This is a genomic window from Candidatus Nomurabacteria bacterium (genome assembly GCA_016699365.1).
Taxonomy (GTDB): Bacteria; Patescibacteriota; Minisyncoccia; order Phycocordibacterales; family UBA9973; genus CAZLWF01.
In genome coordinates this window covers 530,725-554,536 of record CP064973.1, presented here as the reverse complement: position 1 = coordinate 554,536, position 23,812 = coordinate 530,725, and the positions used below count along the sequence as shown (strand labels likewise).

At 37.4% G+C, this 23,812-nt stretch carries 25 protein-coding genes and 1 tRNA gene; 9 read left to right on the top strand and 17 right to left on the bottom strand.

Annotated features, from left to right (window positions below; genetic code table 11):
• The first annotated feature begins 50 nt into the window (after positions 1 to 50).
• From IPJ63_03150 to IPJ63_03120, 7 genes are all read left to right on the top strand, one after another.
• Complete coding sequence (locus IPJ63_03150; protein QQR76468.1) at positions 51 to 1,979, top strand: hypothetical protein; 1,929 nt, start codon at positions 51 to 53, stop codon at positions 1,977 to 1,979.
• 42 nt (positions 1,980 to 2,021) lie between these two features.
• A complete protein-coding gene (locus IPJ63_03145) occupies positions 2,022 to 2,261 on the top strand; it encodes a hypothetical protein (protein ID QQR76467.1) in 240 nt (79 codons plus the stop codon).
• 3 nt (positions 2,262 to 2,264) lie between these two features.
• On the top strand, positions 2,265 to 2,657 hold the full coding sequence (ybeY, locus tag IPJ63_03140; protein QQR76466.1) for an rRNA maturation RNase YbeY: 393 nt from the start codon (positions 2,265 to 2,267) through the stop codon (positions 2,655 to 2,657).
• Between the two features lie 27 nt (positions 2,658 to 2,684).
• Complete coding sequence (gene ftsA / locus IPJ63_03135) at positions 2,685 to 3,839, top strand: cell division protein FtsA (protein QQR76465.1); 1,155 nt, start codon at positions 2,685 to 2,687, stop codon at positions 3,837 to 3,839.
• A gap of 108 nt (positions 3,840 to 3,947) precedes the next feature.
• On the top strand, positions 3,948 to 5,129 hold the full coding sequence (ftsZ, locus tag IPJ63_03130; GenBank protein ID QQR76464.1) for a cell division protein FtsZ: 1,182 nt from the start codon (positions 3,948 to 3,950) through the stop codon (positions 5,127 to 5,129).
• Between the two features lie 447 nt (positions 5,130 to 5,576).
• On the top strand, positions 5,577 to 6,506 hold the full coding sequence (locus tag IPJ63_03125; GenBank protein QQR76463.1) for an FAD-dependent oxidoreductase: 930 nt from the start codon (positions 5,577 to 5,579) through the stop codon (positions 6,504 to 6,506).
• A 90-nt stretch (positions 6,507 to 6,596) separates the two neighbouring features.
• Entirely contained in the window at positions 6,597 to 6,938 is a 342-nt protein-coding gene (locus IPJ63_03120) for a hypothetical protein (GenBank protein QQR76462.1), read from the top strand.
• Positions 6,939 to 6,982: 44 nt separating this feature from the next.
• On the opposite strand, the gene speD is transcribed toward IPJ63_03120, so the two are convergent.
• Entirely contained in the window at positions 6,983 to 7,372 is a 390-nt protein-coding gene (speD, locus tag IPJ63_03115; protein ID QQR76461.1) for an adenosylmethionine decarboxylase, read from the bottom strand.
• Between the two features lie 168 nt (positions 7,373 to 7,540).
• A tRNA-Glu gene (locus tag IPJ63_03110) sits at positions 7,541 to 7,612 on the bottom strand.
• 67 nt (positions 7,613 to 7,679) lie between these two features.
• On the opposite strand from IPJ63_03110, the gene IPJ63_03105 reads away from it, so the two are divergent.
• A complete protein-coding gene (locus tag IPJ63_03105) occupies positions 7,680 to 8,243 on the top strand; it encodes a hypothetical protein (GenBank protein QQR76460.1) in 564 nt (187 codons plus the stop codon).
• Here IPJ63_03105 and IPJ63_03100 read toward each other — a convergent pair whose 3' ends face one another.
• From IPJ63_03100 to mraZ, 4 genes are read right to left on the bottom strand one after another with little or no spacing between them, the layout of a single operon-like run.
• A complete protein-coding gene (locus IPJ63_03100) occupies positions 8,244 to 9,959 on the bottom strand; it encodes a penicillin-binding protein 2 (GenBank protein ID QQR76459.1) in 1,716 nt (571 codons plus the stop codon).
• Positions 9,949 to 10,290, bottom strand: a complete 342-nt coding sequence (locus IPJ63_03095; protein ID QQR76458.1) for a hypothetical protein — start codon at positions 10,288 to 10,290, stop codon at positions 9,949 to 9,951. Before IPJ63_03095 ends, IPJ63_03100 begins: the two co-directional genes overlap by 11 nt.
• Positions 10,290 to 11,198 carry a 16S rRNA (cytosine(1402)-N(4))-methyltransferase RsmH gene (gene rsmH / locus IPJ63_03090; GenBank protein QQR76457.1) on the bottom strand — a complete coding sequence of 303 codons (909 nt, stop codon included), beginning with the start codon at positions 11,196 to 11,198 and terminating at the stop codon, positions 10,290 to 10,292. The genes IPJ63_03095 and rsmH overlap by 1 nt, the downstream gene beginning before the upstream one ends.
• Positions 11,199 to 11,201: 3 nt before the next feature.
• Positions 11,202 to 11,636, bottom strand: coding sequence for a division/cell wall cluster transcriptional repressor MraZ (gene mraZ, locus IPJ63_03085; protein ID QQR76456.1), 435 nt, complete (start codon positions 11,634 to 11,636; stop codon positions 11,202 to 11,204).
• Positions 11,637 to 11,781: 145 nt separating this feature from the next.
• Between mraZ and IPJ63_03080 the strand changes: the two genes are divergently transcribed.
• On the top strand, positions 11,782 to 12,000 hold the full coding sequence (locus tag IPJ63_03080; GenBank protein QQR76455.1) for a hypothetical protein: 219 nt from the start codon (positions 11,782 to 11,784) through the stop codon (positions 11,998 to 12,000).
• A gap of 41 nt (positions 12,001 to 12,041) precedes the next feature.
• Here IPJ63_03080 and lysS read toward each other — a convergent pair whose 3' ends face one another.
• The 11 genes from lysS to IPJ63_03025 all read right to left on the bottom strand — a co-directional run bounded on the left by lysS (position 12,042) and on the right by IPJ63_03025 (position 23,798).
• Complete coding sequence (gene lysS, locus IPJ63_03075) at positions 12,042 to 13,505, bottom strand: lysine--tRNA ligase (GenBank protein QQR76454.1); 1,464 nt, start codon at positions 13,503 to 13,505, stop codon at positions 12,042 to 12,044.
• A gap of 6 nt (positions 13,506 to 13,511) precedes the next feature.
• Positions 13,512 to 13,982: a transcription elongation factor GreA gene (greA, locus tag IPJ63_03070; protein QQR76453.1), complete on the bottom strand. Its 471-nt coding sequence runs from the start codon at positions 13,980 to 13,982 to the stop codon at positions 13,512 to 13,514.
• A 46-nt stretch (positions 13,983 to 14,028) separates the two neighbouring features.
• Complete coding sequence (locus IPJ63_03065) at positions 14,029 to 15,714, bottom strand: hypothetical protein (protein QQR76452.1); 1,686 nt, start codon at positions 15,712 to 15,714, stop codon at positions 14,029 to 14,031.
• Positions 15,711 to 15,971 carry a hypothetical protein gene (locus IPJ63_03060; GenBank protein QQR76451.1) on the bottom strand — a complete coding sequence of 87 codons (261 nt, stop codon included), beginning with the start codon at positions 15,969 to 15,971 and terminating at the stop codon, positions 15,711 to 15,713. The genes IPJ63_03065 and IPJ63_03060 overlap by 4 nt, the downstream gene beginning before the upstream one ends.
• Before the next feature lie 61 nt (positions 15,972 to 16,032).
• Entirely contained in the window at positions 16,033 to 16,869 is an 837-nt protein-coding gene (locus tag IPJ63_03055) for a hypothetical protein (protein ID QQR76450.1), read from the bottom strand.
• A 23-nt stretch (positions 16,870 to 16,892) separates the two neighbouring features.
• Positions 16,893 to 18,644, bottom strand: coding sequence for a hypothetical protein (locus IPJ63_03050; GenBank protein ID QQR76449.1), 1,752 nt, complete (start codon positions 18,642 to 18,644; stop codon positions 16,893 to 16,895).
• A 5-nt stretch (positions 18,645 to 18,649) separates the two neighbouring features.
• Positions 18,650 to 19,549, bottom strand: coding sequence for a hypothetical protein (locus tag IPJ63_03045; GenBank protein QQR76448.1), 900 nt, complete (start codon positions 19,547 to 19,549; stop codon positions 18,650 to 18,652).
• A gap of 5 nt (positions 19,550 to 19,554) precedes the next feature.
• Positions 19,555 to 20,454, bottom strand: coding sequence for a hypothetical protein (locus IPJ63_03040; GenBank protein ID QQR76447.1), 900 nt, complete (start codon positions 20,452 to 20,454; stop codon positions 19,555 to 19,557).
• A gap of 15 nt (positions 20,455 to 20,469) precedes the next feature.
• Positions 20,470 to 21,510, bottom strand: coding sequence for a hypothetical protein (locus tag IPJ63_03035; GenBank protein QQR76446.1), 1,041 nt, complete (start codon positions 21,508 to 21,510; stop codon positions 20,470 to 20,472).
• Between the two features lie 5 nt (positions 21,511 to 21,515).
• A complete protein-coding gene (locus IPJ63_03030) occupies positions 21,516 to 22,607 on the bottom strand; it encodes a hypothetical protein (GenBank protein QQR76445.1) in 1,092 nt (363 codons plus the stop codon).
• A gap of 93 nt (positions 22,608 to 22,700) precedes the next feature.
• Positions 22,701 to 23,798, bottom strand: a complete 1,098-nt coding sequence (locus tag IPJ63_03025; GenBank protein QQR76444.1) for a hypothetical protein — start codon at positions 23,796 to 23,798, stop codon at positions 22,701 to 22,703.
• Positions 23,799 to 23,812 lie beyond the last annotated feature (14 nt).

The following is a 23,812-nucleotide window of genomic DNA, read 5'->3' as shown; positions in this document are numbered from 1 at the left end:
AGACTTTGGCAAGAATAGTTAGAAAACAACCTATATGGTATTTTTTAGTTATGTACAGCATCCGAGTCGTCCCAATTAAAAAGGTAGCTAAGTTAGAAGAACTGACTTACTTTTCCGCAAATCCTATAGAACCTGGAAGTGTGGTTGTTGTTGAAATTGGAAGAAGAGAGATAGATGCACTCGTACTAGAATGCAAAGATCTAAAAACTGATAAACAAGAATTCAAGAGGGCTTCTTTTAAACTCAAAAAAATACTACGTGTAAAAGGTCACTCTTTTTTAAATGAAAAATTTCTAGAAGTCGTGGAGATGACTCGAAGATATTTTGCTACGAGTAGTCCTAGTGTTTTTGGCACGCTTATACCATCTATATTTGTACAAAAAATAAAACTAGATAAAAAATCTGAGCCAACTACTGCAAACACAGATAAAAAATCTATAGAAAAATTTATTCTGCAGGCACCTAGAAGCGAGAGACAGAGCTACTACAAAACACTCATCCGTGAATCTTTTGCTCGAAAAGAATCAGTTTTCATAATGGTCCCAACATGGTTCGACGCACAAAAACTTTATGACTTTTTGTCACGTGGCATAGAAGAGCATTCAGTGCTTTTGTATAGCGGAGAAAAAGATTCTGTATTGATAAAATCATTCAAAAAAATTACTGATGAACCTCATCCTCTTTGTATTATAGGTACGGGAAGTTTCCTGTGTATACCGAGGAAAGATATTGGAACCCTGATAGTAGAGAACGAGAGTTCCGATGCATACAAGACTATATCTACTCCTCATATAGACATGCGAACAGTAGCGTATTTTTATGCACACACCCACAGAATAAGATTGTTGCTATGCGATACAATACTCCGTTCTGAAACTCTATATAAACTTGAAACACATGAATTTTTAGAAATTCGGCCTTTGAATTTTAGAATCGAAAAACCAAAATCAGTAACCCTAGTAGACCGTTCTATAAAAACTGACAAAAAGCAGGGCTTCATATTTTCAGAAGAGGTAGAAAGCTTACTAATAAAAACTGACAAAGAAAAAACGAATGTTTTTATGTTTGCACTTCGAAAAGGATTTGCCCCCACAACTGTTTGCAATGACTGCGGAGAGCGTGTTCGTTGTCCAAAATGCAAAACTCCACTTTTCCTACTTGGGTCTGATAAAAAAAATGATGATCCTATGCGAAAATTTATATGTCAAAAATGCAAATACAAAGAACGCACCAACATAACCTGTTCATCTTGTGGAAGTTGGAATCTTGTAGCTCTAGGAATCGGTACGGACAGAGTTTTTGAAGCACTAACAGAGCGCTTCCCTTCTAGAAAAATATTCCAAATAGACAAAGAGCGCGTAAAATCACACAAAGAAGCTGTGGCACTTATAGAGGAATTCGAAAATTCACCAGGAAGTATCTTGGTTGGAACCGAACTTGCGATGTACTATTTTACAAAAAAAGTCCCCGTGTCTGTGATTGTATCTTTCGACACACTATTTTCGATTCCATCTTATACAATTAGTGAAAAAGTTATAAGACTTTTAGATGATGTATCTGTAAATACACAAAATGAATTAATCATCCAATCGAGAAGTGAAGAGGATGTACTAGAAGCATACATGCACGGAACTTTACACTCATTCTTTAGAAATGAACTTTCTGATAGAAAAAATTTCTTTTACCCGCCATATTCAACGATATTCAAAATTACAGCAAAAGGTAAAAAGGAAAGAATCGGAGAAGTGACCAATATATTAAAAGAAGTGTTCTCGGGAGTACAGTTTGATATATGGGAAAGTGTAATTGCAGGAGGAAAAAATGAATACAAAGTATCTCTTCTCATGAAAATACCTGAAAACTCCTGGTCTATAGAAAGATTGGCTCAAAAGAAAGATTTGGACCCTATTATAGAATCCAAACTAGCAAGCCTGCCTTTAGACGTACAAATAGAAATAAACCCAGGAAGTATCCTCTAGGAACCCTTGCAAGACTCATTTTACTATGGTATCTTTACACTTATGTCAACCGTAAGTATAGAAATAAAAAAGAACACAAACGAAAACAACGCCAGCGTCCTAAGACGTTTTACTCGTCGAGTACAAGAAGCTGGTTTACTTCAAAAAGTGAAGGGCAATCGATACAGTGAAAGACCACTTTCAAAGCTCGCACTAAAAAAAGGTAAACTAAAAAATCTTGCAAAGAGAAAAAATGTTGAACGACTAAAAAAACTTGGTAAAATCGTAGAACGTTCTCGCTAAGATATGTTGAGACCAGATACAATCAGTATCATCAACCAAACAAAAGGCAAGCTTCCACGCTTGCCTTTTGCGAATATCAAGGACAAAATATTGGGTAAAAAATACGAACTCTCAATCGTATTTTTGGAAGATAAGGAAATAAAAAAGATAAATAAAAAGTATAGAGGCAAGAACAAGCCCACAAACGTCCTATCTTTTTCTCTAACAGAAAATTCTGGCGAAATACTCCTAGCTCCAGATGTAATAAAAAAAGAAGCTCCAAAATTTGGCATGAATATAAAAAATTTCACAGGATTCTTAATTATCCACGGAATGCTACATTTGTTAGGATTCGATCATGGTAGTACAATGGAAGCTAAGGAAGAAAAGTGGAAGAAATATTTTCACATAAAATAATTCTCTTTTCGAATTCCAAACATAAACATGCGAAATATTACAGCCGGCTTAGACGTAGGCACACAAACTACACGTGTTGTTGTGTGTGAAAAAGTACAAGGAGAACAAAACCCTAGGGTTATTGGTCTGGGTTCTAGTCCTACTCGTGGAATGCGTCATGGATATGTTGTGAATCAAGCTCATGTATCTGCTTCAGTTTTACGTGCATTGAAAGATGCCGAGAAAAATTCTGGAGTCTCTATAAAAAGAGTCACTCTAGGTGTTGGAGGAGTAACTCTATCTTGCGAAACAAGTTCTGGTGCTGCAATCATATCAAAAGCAGACAATGAAGTTACCCATTTGGATGTCGAGAAGGCAATGCTTGAATCCGAAGAAGAACTAACACTTGCAAACAAAAAAATAGTAGACAATCACCCAATTGGCTTTCGCATAGACGGTAAGCCTGTTTTAGGTTCTCCAATAGGAATGAAAGGTATCAAGCTCGAAGTAAAAACTCTATTTAATACATCACTAGCTCAACACTTGGACTTACTTATAGGTGCAGTTAGTGAAGCAGGCGTAGATATTATAGATATAGTTCCAAGTATAGTAGCAGCAGGAGTAGTGCACTTGGGAGAAAAGCAAAAAACTGCAGGATGTGCACTTGTGAACATAGGTTCTGAAACTACCAGTCTGGTCGTTTATGAAGATAACCAACCTGTCACACTAGCTGTATTCCCTATTGGCGGAAATGATATTACAAACGACATCGCACTTGGACTAAAAATTCCTCTCGAAGAAGCAGAAAGTATAAAAACCGGAAGCATCATGAGTAATTTTCCAAAAAGAAAACTCGACGATATTATCGAAGCAAGATTGGGAGACATGTTCGAACTTATAGATACACATCTTAAAAAAATTCGTAGAAACGGATTGTTACCCGCAGGAGCAATATTTATCGGAGGTAGTTCTCAGTTCACAAATCTAGAAGAGGGCGCTAGACTTTCTCTGAAACTCCCTGCAAGACTAGGAATAGATCCGCTTGTAGAAATATCAAAAGGTAAAATTCGCGATTCTGTTTGGAGTAATGCATTTGGTCTTGCAATCATACAGAAAGAATCCTCTATGGCAGGAAGTGGTGGAGGAGCCATCGCAAACCTTAAAAAATTCTTCCGAATTTTAGGTAAGCAACTACTTCCCTAGCACCCCTTGTGTCTTTTCAATATTATCTGCTATAGTGGTCACATAACAGTTTTGGTCCATTACTACTTTTAGTACGCGTTTGGGGGAATCCCTCAAATGCCGTTTTGTATGCCTAAAATAAACCCAGAAATTGAAACATTTGCACGAATAAAGGTAATTGGAGTCGGAGGATCCGGCGGCAATGCCATAAATCACATGATTAGCTCTAAGGTAAAGGGTGTTGAATTCATATGTATGAATACTGACACTCAAGACCTTCACAAGTCTCTTGCAGACAAGAAAATTCACATTGGTAAGAACCTTACCAAAGGTCTTGGTGCTGGAATGAACCCTGATGTTGGAAAGAAAGCAGCAGAAGAAACAAAAGCTGAAATACAAGACACAATCAAAGGTGCTGATATGGTTTTCATAGCTTGTGGTATGGGAGGAGGAACAGGAACTGGTGCAGCTCCTATAGTTGCTCGTGCAGCAAAAGAACAAGGAATACTAACAGTAGCAGTAGTTACAAAACCATTCTCATTTGAAGGTAATCAACGTATGAAGCTTGCTGAAAATGGACTCAGTGAACTCGAAAAAGAAGTTGATGCAATACTCGTAATACCAAACGATCGTCTTTTGATGATCGCTGACAAAGACACTGGATTCAAACAAGCTTTTGCATTGTGTGACGAAATCCTTCGCCAAGCAGTAGAAGGAATCTCAGACCTAATCACAACTCCAGGTATAATCAACGTAGACTTCGCTGACATCAAGGCAGTTATGTCTGATGCAGGTAGTGCACTGATGGGTATCGGATTTGGCTCAGGCGACAACCGTGCGCAAACAGCAGCTCTACAAGCTATAAACTCACCTCTACTCGATCTATCTATAAATGGCGCACGTGGAGTACTCTTTGCAATATCTGGTGGTGACGACTTGGGAATTCTAGAAATCCAAGAAGCAGCAAAAATAATCACAGAATCTATCGACAAAGATGCACGTGTAATATTTGGAACTATCCGTGACGAAAGACTCAAGAAGGGCGAGATGAAGGTTACAGTTATCGCAACTGGATTCCCTACTGACTCTTCAAAGAGATCTCTTTTTCAAGGACAAAAAGAATTTGAAGCAAAACCTGTAATACAACCTACTCCTAAATCTGAATTGGTAATAGAACCAAAAAAAGAAATACACAATTCCCTACCTTCTGACTATCTAAAGAAAGCAGAGGTAAAAGAAGATGATATTTTTGAAGATGATACAGATGATTGGAGTGCAGTACCTGCGTTCCTAAGACGACCAAAGAAATAAAAAACTTTCATACAAAACCCACCTTTGGTGGGTTTTGTTATATTTGCTTTTGTCACTTTTTCAAAAAAGTAACACAAAAACTTCTTTGCGTGTATCAAGAAAAACACTCACTACACTCGAGTTTGTTAAAAATATAAACTCGCTTCGCTCAAACAGAATATTTTTTACTTCGTAACACTTACTCTCGTGTGTTCGTGTATGTTTCTTGATACAAGGCAAAGCCTGAGTTAGGATTCAAACATACCAGATCCCCACTATTTAAAAGACTAGTGAGCGCGACGGCGCGAAACTCGAGGAATTTTCTAGCAAGAAAATATCCGTACTTTTAAATAGTGGGGATAAAAAAGAGTTTTCCAGAAACAAAACTTTAGATAATCGACTGCGCCATAGGAGCCTTTTAAACTAAAATTTTGCACATTCAAAATGTCTAAGTTATAATCAAAACCTATGACATACGATCTAATCATTTTAGGAGGAGGGCCTGCTGGAGTTGCCGGCGCTGTTTACGCTGCACGCAAACGCTTAGAAACACTTTTAATAGCAGAAGAATTCGGTGGGCAATCTAGCGTATCTGAAACTATCTACAACTGGATTGGAACCCCTGCCATATCTGGTGCCGAACTAGCAAAGAGTCTTAAAAAGCATGCCGAGGATTACAGTGGTAAATGCCTCACACTTATGGAAGGTGTACGTGGGGAAAAAATTGAAAAGAAAGACGATATTTTTGTAGTAAGTACAAACGACGGGAAACAAATCGAGGCTAGAAGTGTACTTATCACCACTGGTTCAAAAAGAAGAAAAATAGATGTGCCTGGAGCGGTTGAATTTGAAAACAAAGGTATTACATATTGCGCATCTTGTGACGGACCACTTTTCTCTGACCAAGATGTAGTGGTGCTTGGTGGTGGTAATGCAGGCTTTGAATCTGCACTCCAACTTGTTGCATATTGCAAAAGCGTGACTCTGATACATCGAAGCTCTGAATTCCGCGCAGATGAAATCACAGTCGAAAAACTTCGCGCAAATCCAAAAGTAAAAATCATAACCGACGCAGAAATTACAAAAGTTAGTGGTTCACAATTCGTGGAATCTATAAGTTACAGAAACAAGAACACCGGTGAAGAAATCACTATACCTACAACTGGAATATTCGTAGAAATTGGCCAATTACCAAATACTGACTTTCTAGCTGGTTTTGTAGAGCTAGACAAAGAGAAGAAGATAATCGTCGACCCTATGAACCAACGTGCCTCAGTGGCCGGTATATGGGCTGCAGGAGACGCTACAAACGGTCTATACCACCAGAACAACATTGCAGCTGGAGATGCTGTAAAAGCCCTCGAAGACCTGTATATCTGGGTTCACAAGAATAAATAAACTATTAAAAAAGACCTTATGATATAAGGTCTTTTTATTTGACTTTTTAAATCAATTATGTTATGATTTATACAACTAAATGTACAAACAATGATAAATAGTAACTACGAACTTTCTTTAAAGCTCTTTATACGGTTTGAAAGTATAGATAAACTCATGGATTGCTGTCCGTTTTCAAAAAATGGGATGTGGAATTACTATTACGAAAGCACCTTCTATAAAATACAGAAAGAAATAAATAGTGGCCGTCTACAATTCCCAAATTGGAACAAAAAAATTTCAAACGATAAAATTAGCCAGATGTGTTCCGCTATAGAAGAAATAAAAGACGAAATTGACAGTAAACTTATGGATGAAAAAAGAGAAAATATTGTTATCTCGATGCTTCTTCTCAAGGAAGAACTCAATAATATTATTCTACTTTTATCTTAGATACGAACTAGAAATCCCGCTTCAGCTGAAGCGGGATTTAATATTTAGATTATATTCTTTTCAGGATACTTTTTGCCTCGGATTATGAAATTTGTTTCTATGTCAGTGAGTTTAAATTCTTTTATAAAATAATCTTCTATGTATTTCTGATCCATACCATTTTTACAGGTATATACATCGATACTCACAAATCCCCTTTTAGGAAAAGTATGGATGCTGATATGACTCTCCTCTATCACCACAAAACCACTCCATCCACCTGGGTCTTTGTCGTCATTGCCCTTTGCAAAATATACGACAGGTTCTGCGAGTATATGCATATCGAGTAGTGCAGGTAGATTTTTAAGACAAGACAGTACCACGTCTTTACTATTCAAAAGCTCTTCGTCTCCTCCGTAACCATCCAGGGTTACATGTTCTCCAAAATGATTCATGGAATTATTTTAGCATAAAATAAATACCTGGCTATTTTGTGTCACAAGTAAATTTCCTGAAGGAAATTTCTCGCGACCCCGGCTCGTGGTTTTATGTGCTCATAAAACATCACTGCGCCCGTCACACATAACAAAAAGACTGGAGCAGTTCAGTCTTTTTGTTATGTGTGACCCTACGCGGAATCGAACCGCGCTTCCATCCTTGAGAAGGATGTGTCCTAACCGATAGACGATAGGGCCATTTGCCTCGAGAATATACCAATTTTTATGACTTTTCGCAAATAACTTTCGGGTATATACTAAATCTATGACCAACCTAATAACCAAAAAACAAACTTTAATACTAATCTCATGTATAGTAATATTTCTGCTCATTGGACTGCTGCCTGACCACAACCCTCGACCTACAGTACTAGTCGAACAAGACCGAGAGAGTATATCTGGACTAACAGAAAAAATTCAAGAACTCGTAGCAACTAGCGCCGCAAATAACCTAGAGCTTTCATATAGCTTTGCGCTACTATCGCAAAACTTCACATACAAAGAAGGGTCTATTGAAGACATGTTTTTAAATCAAATAAAAGATCGCCTAGAAAATGCAGGTATCCCACTGCGCATCGAGAGCTCTCCTGAATTCATATTGTATAGTTTCAAAAATGGAGAAGATGTGGAGTGGATAATCTGGCTAGATGAAAATTTTACAGATATGTCTGATCTAACTGCAAACTTCCCCATCCAAGGCTCTATGGTACGAACTGAACGTTTTCTAAAAGCTGGTGAGACCGAGCCACTAAAGAGAGGCTATCTAGTAGAAGATGGTGTAGCTAAAATATTGGTTTCAACTATTCCAATTTTTATAACAGTAGAATAATTAAATACTATCCGGTGGTACATTGTAGTATGTACTCAAGTATTTTGCTGTATTCACAAGTGGGCCTGAAAGAGTCTGTGCAGAATACTTAACTCCTTTTGGATCCATTATGTACATAAATACCAAGAATCTAGGCTCATAAGCTGGGAAATATCCAAATATAGAGTGAAGATGCTTGTCATCATAGTATCCACCTCCGTTCTCTAGAGCCACCTGAGCTGTACCAGTCTTCACAGCTAGAGAATAATGCGGGAAAGACAATCCGTATGTTTTCATCATCGTATCTCCTACAACTGTGAGCATCTGTGTAATTGTATAAGCAGATTCTTCAGAAATAACTTGCTCGCTTTCTTTTACCTCAGTCTTATAAGTTGTTCCATCTGTGTATCTAATCTCTTTTACTAAGTGCGGAGTTACATATCTACCGTCGTTTGCAAACACTGTAAAAGCACGGAGTGCCTCAATAGGTGTAAGTGCTATACCTTGTCCGAAAGCTGCAGTCGCGTATTCAATTTCACGTGTACTTTTTAAGTTTGAAATAAGACCAGTTGTTTCGTTTGGTAGATCTATGCCTGTTTTTTCTCCTATACCAAAAGAGAGCATATAGTCACGGAACTTGTCATGACCCAACTTCTGCATCACAAATACACTTCCAGTGTTCAAAGATTCATTTAGTACATCTTGCATCGTAGTTCCCGGTCCGCGCCCTTTAAGGTCGAAGTTGTTTATCTTTTTTGTATTTAAAATCACGAAACCTTGGTCGTTGTATGAAGTTTCTGGAGTTATGACTCCAGCATCTATACCAGAAGCTATAGTAAGTGGCTTTATAACAGAACCAAACTCATATACGTTCTCAACATTGGTATTTCCATACAATAGTGGATTTGATACATCTTGAAATGCATTTAGGTCATACCCTGGCACACGCGCCATCGCAACCATCTCTCCGTTGCGTGGATCAACTATCATTCCTCCGGCAAAATCTGCTCCATAGCGCTCAACTGCCTTTATAAGCTCATCTTCAAGAAGAGTCTGCACCTGTGGCTCAATAGACAAAACCAAATCTCCATCTTTTTCCTCACGAGTAAAAATAGTGTCATGAATATTTGCAAAAATTTCTGCAAAAAAATTCATATATACTGATTCCTTACCTCTCGAAAGAGTCTCGTTGTAACTTCTCTCTAGCCCATAACGTCCAGAAAGTTCATCACCCTTGTAAGCGACAAAACCTAAAACATGAGAAGCGAGTGAATCGCCAGGATAAAATCTTGTTTTTTCTTTATATATATAAACACCTGGTATCTTTTGTAGACTTATGCTATCTGCAACCTCTTTCGTCTGTTTTACTGCTATCTCTTCATAAGGGTCTTCGGTCTTTGCGACCTGCTTCATAAACTCATCGTATTCAAGTGGTATATAAGCACTAAGCTTGGTAAAAGCCTCTTCTGATTGGACTATTTCTTTTGGCTTGATAGCTATTTTAAAAAGAGTTTTTAGTGTAGCCGCAGAAACCAAAGTATCGTCCTTTGTACTAAAATATATACTTCCACGATCAAACATACTTCCAGTAGGTGTGGCATACTGTCTGTCAGCTTTCTCAGTGTATTTATCATTGTGTAATACCTGAAGATAAAAAAGCTTCGCAACCACAAGTAGAATTGCGAAAACAAAAAGTATTACCAATACACGTATACGTACAAGAAAACTAGAGTTCATATGAAGAATTTTCTGCTTTTGTTAGCAGTGTGTTTCTTGATACAAAATATACTTCTTTTGGTTCTATAAAACCTTCTTCATATGCCAAAGTTTTATTGATTGATGAGAAATAATTTAGATATGTAAGTTCGAGCTCTCCGATAGAGGTTACTTTAGCTCTAATATCATTTTCTACATTTTTTCTAGTGACTATACTAAATACTGTAGTAGATAAAAAATATAAATACATAGCAAATAGTCCGCCGGCACATAAAACCATCCAGAAGAAAAGTTGTCTGCCTCGTGTCTCAGTTAGTGTTTTGCTTTTTTGTTGTATTTTTTTTATAGTCATTAATTTTTTTGAAAAATTCTTAATTTTGCACTGCGTGATCTTGGGTTCAATCTCATCTCCTCATCACTAGCAGTCTTTGGTTTTTTTGTGATAATCGTTCCTTCGTCTTTATGTTCTTTAATAAAATTCTTTACAATACGATCTTCTAGGGAGTGAAAAGATATAACTACAAGTCTTCCGTCTTTATCTAAATGTTCCCAAGCTTTGTCTAGACCTTCTTTGATTGCTCCCAGCTCATCGTTCACTGCGATACGGATAGCTTGAAAAGTTTTTGTGCTTGGATGTATGCGACCATTTCTATAAGATCCAGGTACTGCGCTTTTGATTATCAGAGCAAGCTGTCCTGTAGACTTTATAGGAGCCAATTCTCTAGCTTCTACTATTGCTCGTGCGATCCGTCTTGAGTACCTCTCCTCGCCGTATCCGTAGATGATATCCGCAAGGTTTTCTTCTCCCCAAGTGTTCACTACATCATAGGCAGTAACACCTGTATCAGACCCATCACTTGCCATAGTCATCGAAAGCGGTTCATCTCTCATAAACGAGAATCCGCGTCCAGGTGTATCGAGCTGCATAGAGCTAACACCTAAGTCGAGCAGAATCGCATTTACTTTATCTATGCCCAAACCTGCAAGAACTCTATCTAAGTTGCGGAAATTTTCTTTATGAAAAGAAATGTTTTCATAACCCGCACATCTTGATTTAGCAATCTCTAGGGCCTGAACATCTCTATCGAGAGCGATTACTTTTACACCGGAGCCATTAAATCTATTTAAAATTTCAAATGTATGACCTCCAGCCCCCACAGTACCGTCTATCACGATATCTTTTGGCTTTATATCTAATCCTTCTATTGATTCGTTTAAAAGAACGCTTATATGTGGACGATTCCCTTCTTGTGAATTCATATTCTAGAGAACGCCTATCTGGCCTAACTTTTCAGCAAGTTGATCAGCTTGTGAATCAACCGCACGCTTGTATTCTTGCCATACCTTGTCGTTCCAAAGTTCAATTCTATTTTGCACACCTATCAGAGCGACTTTAGATTTGAGACCTGCACGTTGTATTAAAAAATCCGGTATGAGAATACGACCAGCTGCATCAACTGGAGCCTCGACCGCGCCACCAAACATAAAGCGGCCGAAACTCCTGTTGTCAGACTGGAGAACTGAGCTTTCGGCAAGTTTCTCTGAAACCCGCTCCCATTCTCGAGCTGTATACATGGCTATACATTTGTCGAGTCCAGGCGCTAGAATAACACTCTTCCCCATCTCCTTTCGAAATTTTGCTGGAAGCGATATACGATTTTTGTCGTCTATTGAATGTGTGTATTCTCCGATTAGCATAGTTTTTAATATTTCCCACTTAATCCCACTTGGTGTAATTATACTCCACTTCGTCCCACTTCTCAACAAATTCCCTTCTGTGGATAACTATATTTTCTTTTTTGACAAAGATTTTATTTGTGGTAATCTATAAAAAACAGCACAAATGGAAAATAACACTACAGAAAATAAAAACATCTTCGAAGATGTACCCAAAGACAATGGTTCAAGCATAATGCCAGGTATCTTGTTGGCAAAAATAGAAAATGAAAAAATACTTTACACCACCGCCCAGATACACGAACTCTCAAAAACTGGCGGAATAGGTCAAAGGTACGAGTACGATGGACCACCAACATCGCTCGCACAAGTATTGCTCGCATAAAATAAAAACCTCCCAATCAGGGAGGTTTTCTTTTTTAAATATTATTCTCTAGGCTTCATCAATGGAAATAATACAGTTTCTCTGACAGGTTTATCAATTAGAAAACTAAACAATCTCTCTGAGAGTCCGAAACCAAATGCTGGAGGCATACCGTGTTCTAGTGCCTCGACGAATTCCATATCTGCCATCTGTGCTTCATCATCACCTGCATCGCGAAGTGCTTGCTGGCTCATAAATCTTTCTTTTTGATCTACTGGGTCGTTCAACTCACTAAATCCTTTACCCATCTCACTACCAGCAAGTATCACCTGAAAACGTTCAACTGTCTTTTGATTTTCAGGATTCTTCTTTGCAAGTGGCTCCAAATATACTGGTACATTTATCAAAAATCCTGGCCCACCAATTGTCTTGCGAACTCTCTTCCACAGAAGATCAACTCCTCTCTTGACACTTACATCATTGGCCTCATATTTTATTTCATATTTTTTCAATGTATCTTCAATTTCTAGAGCATTGGTATCGAGCGCATCAATCCCGTATTCCTTTTTTATTATTTCAACAAAGTCATATATCTGCCAATCACCCGCTAGATCTATTTCAAATCCTTTTATAGTAAATTTTGTAGTTCCAAATACCTTCTCTCCAATAAGTCGATACAACTCTTTTGTCATCTCCATACCCTGGTTAAAATCAGAATACGCCATATAGTATTCGAGTTGTGTATAGTCCTGAAGATGTTCAGCGGACATCCCTTCGTTTCTAAATATTCGGCCTATTTCAAATGTTCTTGGGAACCCAGCAACGAGTAATTTCTTCTGCCACAGCTCTCCTGCTGAAATACGTAAATATACATCAATATCAAGCGCATTGTGGTGAGTTATAAATGGACGTGCGTCTGCACCCCCGGTTGTATTTTCAAGTACAGGAGTTTCTACTTCTATAAAATCTTTTGATAGAAGGTATTCTCTCATAACATTCCAGAATTTTGATCTCTTTTTAAAAATCTCTCTGAGCTCTGGATTCATAAGCATGTCCAAATATCGCTTTCTATAGCGTTCGTCCTCGTCCGTTATACCGTGCCATTTTTCAGGAAGCGGCAAAAGAGATTTTGTAACAATATTCCAAGATTCTGTTAGTATGCTTTTCTCACCACGCTCTGTTGTAAAGAGTGTTCCAGAGACAGAGATAAAATCTCCTATGTCTATGGCTTCAGTAAATAAAGTAAAAAGTTTTTCATCAATTGTGTCCTTTTTGAAAACACATTGAAACTTATCTGTTCCATCATCTAGTACGACAAAAAGTATCGCACCTTGTCCACGAATCGCCATGATGCGTCCTGCTACAGTAACTTTTTCACTAGCGGATTGTTTAGAGTCAAAATTCTCACGCAAATCTTTTAGACTTAGGTCGCGAGAAATACGCGCTGGATATGGATCCATCCCAGCTTCACGCAAACGCGCCAATTTTTGTAAACGCGACTCACGAATTTCGTCTAATGCTGCCATAAAAAATTATTCAACTGAAACTATTTTATAACTCGACTTTCCTCTTGGTGATTCTATATCCACTACATCACCTTTTGTTTTTCCCATTAGAGCTACTCCGAGCGGTGAGCGATGAGAAAGTCTGCCTTGTGCCATATCAGCCTCTTCACTACCAACTATTTCATATTCTTGTTTTTGATCAGAACCAGCTTTTGAGACCACAACTTTTGAACCTATATCTATACTAGTTCCACCTGTTGCTTTACTTATAACTTTCGATGCTTTGATTATGTGTTCTATTTTAGCAATACGTTCTTCAAGTTTACCTTGTTCATCGCGAGCTTGGTGGTATTCAGCATTTTCAGACAAATCACCCAGTGATTTTGCGTATTCAAGATTCTCAAGTATCTCTTTTCTTTTGACAGTTTGAAGTTCATGAAGCTCTATTTCTAAAGCCTTTTTTCTTTCAATACTTATATATTCATCATCTTTTTGCATGAGGGTATTGTAACTTTTAGAGCCTAAAAGTCAATCAAAAAATAGACTATTCCACGTATTCTGGAGCATAAGTATTTATATATGAAAGGACATCTTTCATAACATGACTAGCTCCGATTGTATTTGTCTTTGGACCTTTTTCCATGAGGACGATAAACGCATACCTAGGATTCTCATAAGGGAAAAATCCCATCGACCATGAGTTCATATAGTTCTTTGATATACCAACCTGAGCTGTACCAGTCTTTGCAGCGACAGTAATCCCCGAATAATTCATAATTGTTCCTGAGCCTTCTGTTACAACCATTCTCATACCTTCTCTAACTATATTCAAAACATCTTCTGGTATATTGATTGTTTCAATATTACCAACAGGTTCGTCAGTTTTTAAAATAGTAGGATTCAACAATTTTCCACCATTTGCTATAGCAGCAACCGCTCGAACCATTTGAATTGGAGTTACTTGGAATCCATATTGACCAATAGCAGTGTTATAAGTATCTCCCACTCTCCATACGTCTCCTGGAAAATTTTTCTCTTTCCATTCTGGTGAAGGAATAGTACCAGTAAGTTCACCGACCATATCTATGCCAGTTTTTTTACCTAGACCAAACATCTGAGTGTATTTTTTAATATTGCTTATACCCATTCCTTTTTGATCACCAAAACCTCCGGCGATTGCATAAAAATAAACGTTCGAAGAAACTGCCAAAGCTTTACGCATATCTACCCAGCCATGAGCTTTCCAGTCATTGAAAATAGTTTTTAGTTCTGGATTGTAAGGATTTGGTAGAGATATAGAACCGGTACTCAAGATCTGCTTACTTGGATCAATAACACCCTCCATAAGAGCTCCTACTGCAACAAAAGGCTTCACAATGGATCCGGGTGTATACAACCCACCTATTGTTTTGTTTAGAAAAACCTTACGATTGTCATGTATGTACGAAGAAATAGTTGCTCTGTCACTCCCCAAAGAAAGAATATTTGAATCATATTCAGGAAAACTAGTCATAACTATTACTTCTCCTGTATTTACATCCATAATAACTCCCGCTCCGCCTATAAAACCTGCAGTATCCGCCAATCTCTCTATCGATTCAGAAAATTCATTTTGCAATCGCGCGTCTATAGCCAAATTTACATTTTCACCATGCTCTGGTGCGTTCACTAGATTCTCAGATTTTATATCTCCCAATGCATCTGTTTCAAAAATTTTTAGACCGTTTTTACCAGATAAAATACTATTCATGGATTTTTCAATCCCATCTTTTCCGATAATTTCTTTTTGCCAATATACTCCACTCGTATCTTTTGCTGGGTAACTTACATAACCCAAAATATGAGAGAATCCTTGCTTGTCTGTATAATTTCGAACAGGAAAATCTGAATCTGGAATCATTTTATTTGTAACAAGTTCTACTCCGTTTCTATCAAAAATAATTCCTCTATCAGAAAACAAAGGTAATGTGTCTAGACTATTTTGCTCACTTCTAAGTGAATAAGCTTCCCCCATTTTTATTTGAAGCACTCCGGCTTTGAAAATAAAGATAACACCTACAAACACAAAAAAAGAACCCAAAAATACAATCGTGCGTTTTGGTATAGCACTCTCAATCCTACCCTCAAACTGCTGACTATCAAATGAAGGTATATTTTGAGAATCCAAAAATATTTCATCTGGGTCAACTTCTGGTATAGCTACTTTTCTTCTATGTCTTCTGAAAATCATTTGTTTATAAAAATATAAGGTTTCAAAATTCTTTTAGCAAAAAATAATATAAGTGCAATAAGCGTAATTACAAAAGGTCCATCTATAGCCCTAGACAACTGAACTCCGTAAAGCATATCAATCACAAAAGCTGCGATTATGGATTCTAGTGCAAAGTCTAAAAAAATTATACCACTCAAGATCAAGAGTAATGACAACCACCAAGGCGCAAACAGCACACTTGCGAATATTAGGGCTATAAAAAGTGGCCTTGGCATATAATGAGTATATCACGAGTTTCGTAGCTGTCGAGTCTTACAAAAATCGTTTTTTATAGTATTAAGGACGTTTACGTATAGCCCTATAAATAGCACGTAAAATCAAGAAAATTACAACTATACATAAACCATAAAATAGGACTGTAGATTTGAATATATAGCTAACTATTGTATAGAAAAACAACCCGGCATATGCAAGTGGAGTATCCAGAGGTGTTGATTTTATATCAATATTTGTCTTTCCATCTTCAAGACCAACTTCCAAATCCACAGAATCCTTTGTTGGCTGGGCCTTAAGCTCATCAACAATTTCTTGTTTCTGGTCTTTTTTTGCTTCTATATTACTAGAAGTTTCAGTTCTAAAAATCTCTACTCCTGAAAAAGAATCGGATATTTTTTCTGACACAGAAGGCGGAATACTTTCTATTATTTTGTCTTGTAGATTATCTACATCAGATAGCAATTCTTTGGTTTCATCAGCTACCAAATCTTTTTCTGCAATAACAGGGGCTTGGATTGTGAATTTAAGTGGTTCTGTAATTTTTTCACCAAGCTCTATGTCAGTTTTTTTAATACTTAGACTCGCATACAACTCATGATCTCCTGATGTTACAATCCAAGATTGTTTTACATCCCTGACAGATTTTTCAGGTATAGAAAAAGTCTTAACTCCTAATACTACATCTTTGTCAAAAAAGGTAACACTTCCCTCAAGTACAGAAGAGGAATTGTTGAACAAAGCTGTATATATATTTACACTTTCCCCCAAGATTAAATCTTCTTCGGAAAACCAAACACTTTCTGATATAAAGCCAGTATTATTTGATTCTATGGCCAGCACTGGACTAGAAAAAGAAAACAGTATTATTGTGATTAGGAATATTTTTTTAAAATTCATATTATAAGATATTATATTTTCTTTTATATATCTTTTATTTCTTTTTGAATTATAGAATTTGCAACACCCAAATCCCCTCGAAGTTTAGTTAGGAAAGCCTGCTCTCTTTCTGATAGAGGTTCACCTGAGCGTACTTTTTTGAGCAGATTTATCTCATCCAAGACTTCACTGTCAATCAATCTCATAGATTCATCGGCCACACCCTCAGCTTCTCTTACTTGTTTAGACAGGATTCTTCTGTATTTTTTGAAAAATCTTAAAATAAACAATCCTGCAAAAAGTATAAGTATGATTGCAAGCAAGAAAGGAATGACAGGTATCAAGAATCTTAGAGAGGATTCTATGAATCTAACAAAAGCACCACTCTCTACTGTTATTTGAACAGGAGTTGTGTATTCACTGAAAGCTCCGTTGGATAGTTCGTTTCGAACTGTTACATAATATATTCCAGCGTTCCAAGATTCGTCATTTCTAAAAGAGAACTTCCCATCCTTGTCTACTTTTGTTACTTCTTCATTTAATGCAGCGCTTCTTGTGTGGGCAAATATTTTATAAAAGAAAGATGTTTTACTTTTTTCAAAACGAACTCTTACGTTTTGATTTTCATATCCAGTACCCGAAAGAGTTAAATATTCTCCACTATTTAATTCTTTTGAGTACTCTGTAATCACCGGCTGATTCACAGGCATTGCAGTAAAATACATAATGGCTGGAGTTGTATTTCCAGCAAAGTCATATGCATTTACAACCACAAGATATCTTTTTGGTGGCAAGATTTTTGATTCAAACAAATCAGTTTCTGAATATTTTTTAAATATTTCCGTATCTCCCGCATCAAAACTTATCTCATAGTAAGCAATCCCTGAAGTTATATCTTCGGCTGATATATCAAACTTGCTAGTGCCCATAGGAATTTCCTCGTGGACGTGAGTTATACTCACAGATTCTGGTGCAACTGTATCAACGCCTACTCTATAATGAGCAACGCTTCCCCATCCGACAGAATTCTTTATCATGACATGCATGTACCACACACCATCTTCTAGAGGTTCAGACTTATATGAACTTACTAAGCCCTTTGAAACTTTTGCTGGTATGGTTCCAGGATTTTTATCTAAAACAAATGACACTCCATTGGCATCTTCTGGAAGATCCCAATAAAGATCAGCTACAGTCTCTTTATGCCAGCCATTTGGATTTGGGTGTGACGAAGACATTATCTCCGGAGCAATCGGAGTGGAGCTAGTCGTAGCAGGAGTAGTGGCCACTGGGGCTGCGTTTCCAATTGTAAATACAGATGTAGGTAAAGTAGCAGTCAAAACATTTGTACCAAGTCCATCGTTTGCCAATATAGACGCACTAGTAAGGTTAAAGTTTGCTGTGCCTGTACCTTCTGTCTTGAATGTAGCTGTAAACAACTTACCACTAGATCCACTAAAACCTGGATTTAAAACAATACCTTCAAATCTTATTACACCATCTGAAGAGACTGAGGGTTGCACTGTCCAAAAATTTGCGATTGAACCACTAACAGATATATTTGTATTCGAAACTAATTCTGTAGGAAAATTCAACCTACCTGAAAAAGCATTTACTGGAACAGATGAGCTAGTCGCAAGACTAACCGTGAGAGTTATTGATCCTGAATTTGATACATTGCCTGTAGTTGGAGATATTTGAAATGAAGCAGCATTTGTATTTTTTGGAACAATAAAAAATATACACAAAAAAAGTGTTACAGAAAAAATTCTTATGTTAAACGAAGGAAGAGTCATGTATTTTATTTTACACTTAAAATACGTATTTTTCTAGTGTACCAAAAGTATACAGAAATGATTATGATTAAGATAATAATAATCGGTATAGAAAGAATTGAAATAGGAAAATCTATTCTGTCTTCATAGTTAACTACACGCTCGTTACCAGCCTTATCTACTGCCTTAACACGTATATGACTCTTCAATGTCTGATCTTGTAGGACATACGGACTCTCTGCCAATACCCAATCTCTCCTACCTTCTCTTACTTCAAAATGATCTATACCAGATTCTTTATCTTGTGTATCAAATACAATAAAATATCTATTCTCAAACATATCCGGATTTTTTGAAATTATAGGAGAAAAAACCAATGGTCTTATATTGTCTACATTTTGGATATAATCTGAAAATCCATTTATGTTAGATTCTATTGATATGTCTTTTGTAGCAATACTTTTTGAAGTACCTAGTCCATCATTTTTATATACAATTGTATCTGTAAGTGTAATAGACCCAGATCCTTCTATCTTTGGCAATAATACCAATTCAAACAAGACACCTGGACCGATATTGTTGGTCAACGGCTCAATTGTTCCAAGATACCCACCTGCCATGATCCCCGAAAAAGTTATTTTCCCTCCTTCTTCTACTGGTTTTTTCACCCAAGAAGTAACTACACTATTACCATCAACAATATCTACTAGTTCAAAAAAATTATCATCATAATACAGAGTGCCTTCAATAGCATTGATATCATCTCCGGATGTATCCAATAAGACACTCAAGGAAAATGGACTACTTGTCTTTGTTGTATTTTCTGGATATTTGAATACGACATCAGAGCCACTAGCAAATATCATATTGTTAGTGAATACAAGCAAGGTGAATATAAAAAGTATTTTAAAATAATTGTTTCTCATGTTTTTTAGCCAGTCCAATAATAAGCCATTATAGAAAAATCAATCAAAGTAATTTTGCCGTCTCCAGATAAATCAAACGCCACAGGTGGAGTTCCTCTCTCAAACCAATAAGCCAACATGGAAAAATCCACTAGGTTTACTCTACAATCAGAACTTACATCGGCTTTTGTACCACACACCAAAACCTCCCCAGCTTTGTCTGAAACTTCAAAAGCAAGTGTACTAGAATATGAAGAAGTGGCTTCTAAGTACTTTGAATATGATCGTGTAGTATGATCACCTATTTCAAGTAAGCTTGTATTAAAAACAGATAGATAGATACCACTACTATCAGTAAAAGTATTCAATATAAACTCATTCAACGAATTCACACTAATAGAAACTTCAGAATTTGGAGTAGATTGTCCAAATATTGTAATCTGTTCTCCTTGCTTTACTACGCTTTTATCTATTGCAATAGATGGAGCAATAAAGATTCCGGATATAGTAGTAGTCAATCCATCAGTAAGATATAGTGGAAATGTAAAAAGAGTGGATCTTCTTTCTTGATAATCTTCAGCTAGAACAGAAAAAGTATAGTTACCTTCTGGGAGATCTGAGATACTTATACTAAATTTTGCATCAGGACCAGCAATAGTCTGTACAACCTCTATACCGTCACGGAGTACTATAACCTGAGACAGTGGATATGCATATCCAGAAAAGTTTACAGTGGAGTCCCCATCATTTGCGCCTCCACCACCCCCACCTCCTCCGCCCCCGCCAACATCTCCACCGCCCCCTGCACCAACCTGCGCAGATATACTCAAATCAACAGCACTGGATACTTCAGCAGAAAAAACAAAAAGCATACCAAGCAAAAATATGCCTACAATATGCTTTTTGTTTTTATTGAATAAAGACATCGGCCTTTACCTATACTAAAACTGTATATGAGTCTTTTCAGTGCTATTTTTACTATTCATTTCTTTCATCAGCTCTTCGCGCATCTCAGACATCAATTCTTTTCTGCGATGAATGGATATTTTCTTCCAAATAAATCTTATTATAAATAGGGCTACTAGTATAGTTATGAGAAGTTGCCATGGAAAAACCCATATTCCTACAGAAGATTCTGTTATCTTGTCTCCTTCTCCATACACAAGACTTATATTTGCTTTGTAGTATCCAAAAGCAAAGTTGACCCATTGATTTTTTACGTTTTCAATAAAATTCAAATTCTCATCAACTGCGACACTATTGCCGTTCTTACTCTGCCATGAAGCTTCAAATCTTCTTATTTGATTTGGTAGAACGTTACCTTCTACTAGGTTTGCTGGAACTTTCGCTCGAACAAAACCTAGAAAATGCTTCACTGTTATATCTCCTTCTGGCTTAACTCTATCTCCTCCTGTATTTTGAAATCTGTAATAAAAATCAACAGGCAGTGATGTGAAAAATCTCTTGTGATCTTTTGTGTCGTATTCTAGTATTCCACCTTGCTCGTTTACTTCACCATTTACTCGAAGTAGTACTAGGACTCCAGTCTTTGCGCCTATAGAAACACTCCCTGCGTCTCCAAGGTTTGGATTATTTGTGCCAAAAAATACAGCAGCAAAGTATCCTCCTGGTTCAGTATTGGAAGGTATTGTTATTGTGACAGGTATGATCTTACTTGTTCCAGGACCTAATACGACTACTTCATCTGTCTTTATCCATGTTCCAAGACCTTCTGTTGGGTCTACGAAGTTTGGACTTCCTGTTTCACCTTGAGCCTCAAAGTTTGCATATGATGAGTAGAATGTTTCTTCTGTATCTCTGTCATTTATAAGCGTAATCTCACTTGTTACAGTACTACCAGCATCACCACTAACTTCTATTCTTACAGGAGTAAGTGTTAGCGCTTGAGCGTTTTTAGTGAAGCCAAAAGAAACAAATGATAGTGCGACGAATAGTGTGACTATTGATGTTCTTTTAAGCATAAGATTTAGAAGTTACCTGTTGCTATCCAAGTAACGTTAGTTGTATATGAACCAGCTTCTGTAACTCCAGATACATTGGCAATATACTGCACATCTATTGTTTCTGTTGCTGTAGCAACAGTCTCAGATGCGACTGTTGTAGTAGTACCTGCGACGAATTTATAACTGTTTGCAGTCGCAAGGTCGTAATCAGAAACTATAGTTACGTTTCCACCGTTGTCATCTATTCCTAGAGCAAACTGCTCTGAGGCAGGAGTTCCATCATCATCTTCAGATATAGTAGCTACGTCTATAGTATTTGCACCACTTGTAAGTGTTGCGCCGTTGTAAGTGATTGAGTATCCAGAAGCTGCGTTTGTAGCAACTGTCATTTCATGTGCACCTGATGTATCTCCTGGAACAGATGTTACACCTGCCAAATCTCCAGTAGCCCAAGAAGCAGAGCCTGTTGTTAGTGTACCAAAACCTACTGTGGTGTCAGATATTGTAAAAGTAATAGTAGGATCAACTGTTGCAGTTATGTTAACAGAATCATCAGCAATAATATCTATAGCTGCTGTACCTGAGTCACCAAAAGTTCCTCCGATTGTAACTGAGTGTCCGTTTGCAGCAGCCCCGTTTGAGATTTGCTCAGCACCAGTAACTCCAGAAGTTGCGTTTGTACCAATCTTGATACGAATACATCGAGCTGCTGTTACTGTTGCTGATGCACCTCCAGATTCAAAAGTAATAACCTGACCTGAAGCAGAAGCGTTGAACTGTGAAGAAGTTGCACCAGACGCAACAAGAGTTTCTTCTGTATATGAAGCTGAAGTACAAGTACCAGAGTCACCTTCTGCGAAGTCCAAGTCTGTATCGTCAATTGCAGATACTCCGGTAAAGTCTGCATCGAAAGTAAGAGTGACTGTGCCTCCAGAGGCTACTCCTGTAGGAGTTACAAAGTATATTGTGTGGTTCGCAGCAGTCGATGCTTGTAGTGTTGAAAGTGTATCAGAGAAAGTTGTTACACTTGCAGCGAGAGCCTTATCTGCAAATCCTACAAAGTTTGTAGCGATTACAGAGAATATTACTAGGAAGCTTGTAAATTTTTTTATCATATTTGAATCTGGATAATAATTTAATAATCTATTTTAAAATTGTACCATATAAACACACAAAAAATATCATAGCAACACTGTGGATATCATGTTCTAAAAGTTACCTGTTGCTATCCAAGTAACATTTGTTGAGTATGATCCTGCTTCTGTCACTGTAGATATATTCGCAATATACTGAACATCAAATGTCTCTGTGGCAGTAGGCGCAGTTTCAGACGCAACTGTTGTAGTAGTACCTGCAACAAACTTATAACTGTTTGTAGTAGCTAAATCATAGTCTGAAACTATTGTTACATTACTACCATTGTCGTCTAGCCCGATCGCGAACTGCTCTGAGGCAGGAGTTCCATCATCATCTTCAGATATAGTAGCTACGTCTATAGTATTTGCACCACTTGTGAGCGTTGCTCCGTTGTAAGTGATTGAATATCCAGAGGCTGCGTTTGTAGAAAGTGTCATTTGATGTGCACCTGATGTATCTCCTGGCAAAGAAGATGTTCCTGTTGCATCACCTGTTGCCCACCTAGCGGCGGCGGCATCCAAGGTTCCAAAACCTATAGTTGTATCATCTACAGTAAAAGATATAGCTGAATCAACTGTTGCACTTAAGCTAACAGAATCATCAGCAATAATATCTATAGATGCTGTTCCTGTGTCAGCGAAGTTTCCTGATATAGCAATTGAGTGTGCAGTTGCAGCTCCTCCGTTTGTAATCTGGTTTGTACCAGCAACACCAGTAGAAGCATTTGTTCCGATTTTGATTCTTATACAATTACCAGCTGTAATATATCCAGATGTTGTTGGTGGATCAAAAAGAAGTGTTGTGGAGTTTGTGGCTACACCATATGTAGAAGCTGCGTCTGTGGCAGCAAGTGTTTTCTCGTTCCATGTACCTGGGTTTGAACAGCTGGCATTTGTACTTTCTGCTAGATCTACATCTCCAAATGCAATTGCGTCTAGTGATGTACCATCAAAGCCTGTAAAAGTAAAAATCATCGTGTCATTGTTGGCCTCTACACCAGTTGGAGTTATAAAAAGTATTTCGTGGTTCGCCGCAGTTGAGGCTGTGAGTGTAGAAAGTGTATCAGAGAAAGTTGTTACACTTGCAGCAAAAGCTGTATCACTAAATCCCACAAAGTTTGCAGTGATGACAGAAAGTATCATTATTGAACTTGTGATTTTTTTTATCATATAAGTATGTTCTC

Bases quoted from the DNA above. Each gene is read 5' to 3' on its own strand.
- IPJ63_03145 (QQR76467.1), top strand. From the start codon at position 2,022: ATGTCAACCGTAAGTATAGAAATAAAAAAGAACACAAACGAAAACAAC.
- rsmH (QQR76457.1), bottom strand. From the start codon at position 11,198: ATGAATTCACAAGAAGGGAATCGTCCACATATAAGCGTTCTTTTAAAC.
- IPJ63_03025 (QQR76444.1), bottom strand. From the start codon at position 23,798: ATGATAAAAAAAATCACAAGTTCAATAATGATACTTTCTGTCATCACT.
- IPJ63_03045 (QQR76448.1), bottom strand. From the start codon at position 19,549: ATGAGAAACAATTATTTTAAAATACTTTTTATATTCACCTTGCTTGTA.
- IPJ63_03100 (QQR76459.1), bottom strand. From the start codon at position 9,959: ATGAACTCTAGTTTTCTTGTACGTATACGTGTATTGGTAATACTTTTT.
- IPJ63_03125 (QQR76463.1), top strand. From the start codon at position 5,577: ATGACATACGATCTAATCATTTTAGGAGGAGGGCCTGCTGGAGTTGCC.
- IPJ63_03050 (QQR76449.1), bottom strand. From the start codon at position 18,644: ATGACTCTTCCTTCGTTTAACATAAGAATTTTTTCTGTAACACTTTTT.
- IPJ63_03080 (QQR76455.1), top strand. From the start codon at position 11,782: ATGGAAAATAACACTACAGAAAATAAAAACATCTTCGAAGATGTACCC.
- ftsA (QQR76465.1), top strand. From the start codon at position 2,685: ATGCGAAATATTACAGCCGGCTTAGACGTAGGCACACAAACTACACGT.
- lysS (QQR76454.1), bottom strand. From the start codon at position 13,505: ATGGCAGCATTAGACGAAATTCGTGAGTCGCGTTTACAAAAATTGGCG.
- mraZ (QQR76456.1), bottom strand. From the start codon at position 11,636: ATGCTAATCGGAGAATACACACATTCAATAGACGACAAAAATCGTATA.
- speD (QQR76461.1), bottom strand. From the start codon at position 7,372: ATGAATCATTTTGGAGAACATGTAACCCTGGATGGTTACGGAGGAGAC.
- IPJ63_03055 (QQR76450.1), bottom strand. From the start codon at position 16,869: ATGAATTTTAAAAAAATATTCCTAATCACAATAATACTGTTTTCTTTT.
- IPJ63_03065 (QQR76452.1), bottom strand. From the start codon at position 15,714: ATGATTTTCAGAAGACATAGAAGAAAAGTAGCTATACCAGAAGTTGAC.
- ftsZ (QQR76464.1), top strand. From the start codon at position 3,948: ATGCCTAAAATAAACCCAGAAATTGAAACATTTGCACGAATAAAGGTA.
- IPJ63_03105 (QQR76460.1), top strand. From the start codon at position 7,680: ATGACCAACCTAATAACCAAAAAACAAACTTTAATACTAATCTCATGT.
- IPJ63_03040 (QQR76447.1), bottom strand. From the start codon at position 20,454: ATGTCTTTATTCAATAAAAACAAAAAGCATATTGTAGGCATATTTTTG.
- IPJ63_03120 (QQR76462.1), top strand. From the start codon at position 6,597: ATGATAAATAGTAACTACGAACTTTCTTTAAAGCTCTTTATACGGTTT.
- ybeY (QQR76466.1), top strand. From the start codon at position 2,265: ATGTTGAGACCAGATACAATCAGTATCATCAACCAAACAAAAGGCAAG.
- greA (QQR76453.1), bottom strand. From the start codon at position 13,982: ATGCAAAAAGATGATGAATATATAAGTATTGAAAGAAAAAAGGCTTTA.
- IPJ63_03030 (QQR76445.1), bottom strand. From the start codon at position 22,607: ATGATAAAAAAATTTACAAGCTTCCTAGTAATATTCTCTGTAATCGCT.
- IPJ63_03150 (QQR76468.1), top strand. From the start codon at position 51: ATGTACAGCATCCGAGTCGTCCCAATTAAAAAGGTAGCTAAGTTAGAA.
- IPJ63_03060 (QQR76451.1), bottom strand. From the start codon at position 15,971: ATGCCAAGGCCACTTTTTATAGCCCTAATATTCGCAAGTGTGCTGTTT.
- IPJ63_03035 (QQR76446.1), bottom strand. From the start codon at position 21,510: ATGCTTAAAAGAACATCAATAGTCACACTATTCGTCGCACTATCATTT.
- IPJ63_03095 (QQR76458.1), bottom strand. From the start codon at position 10,290: ATGACTATAAAAAAAATACAACAAAAAAGCAAAACACTAACTGAGACA.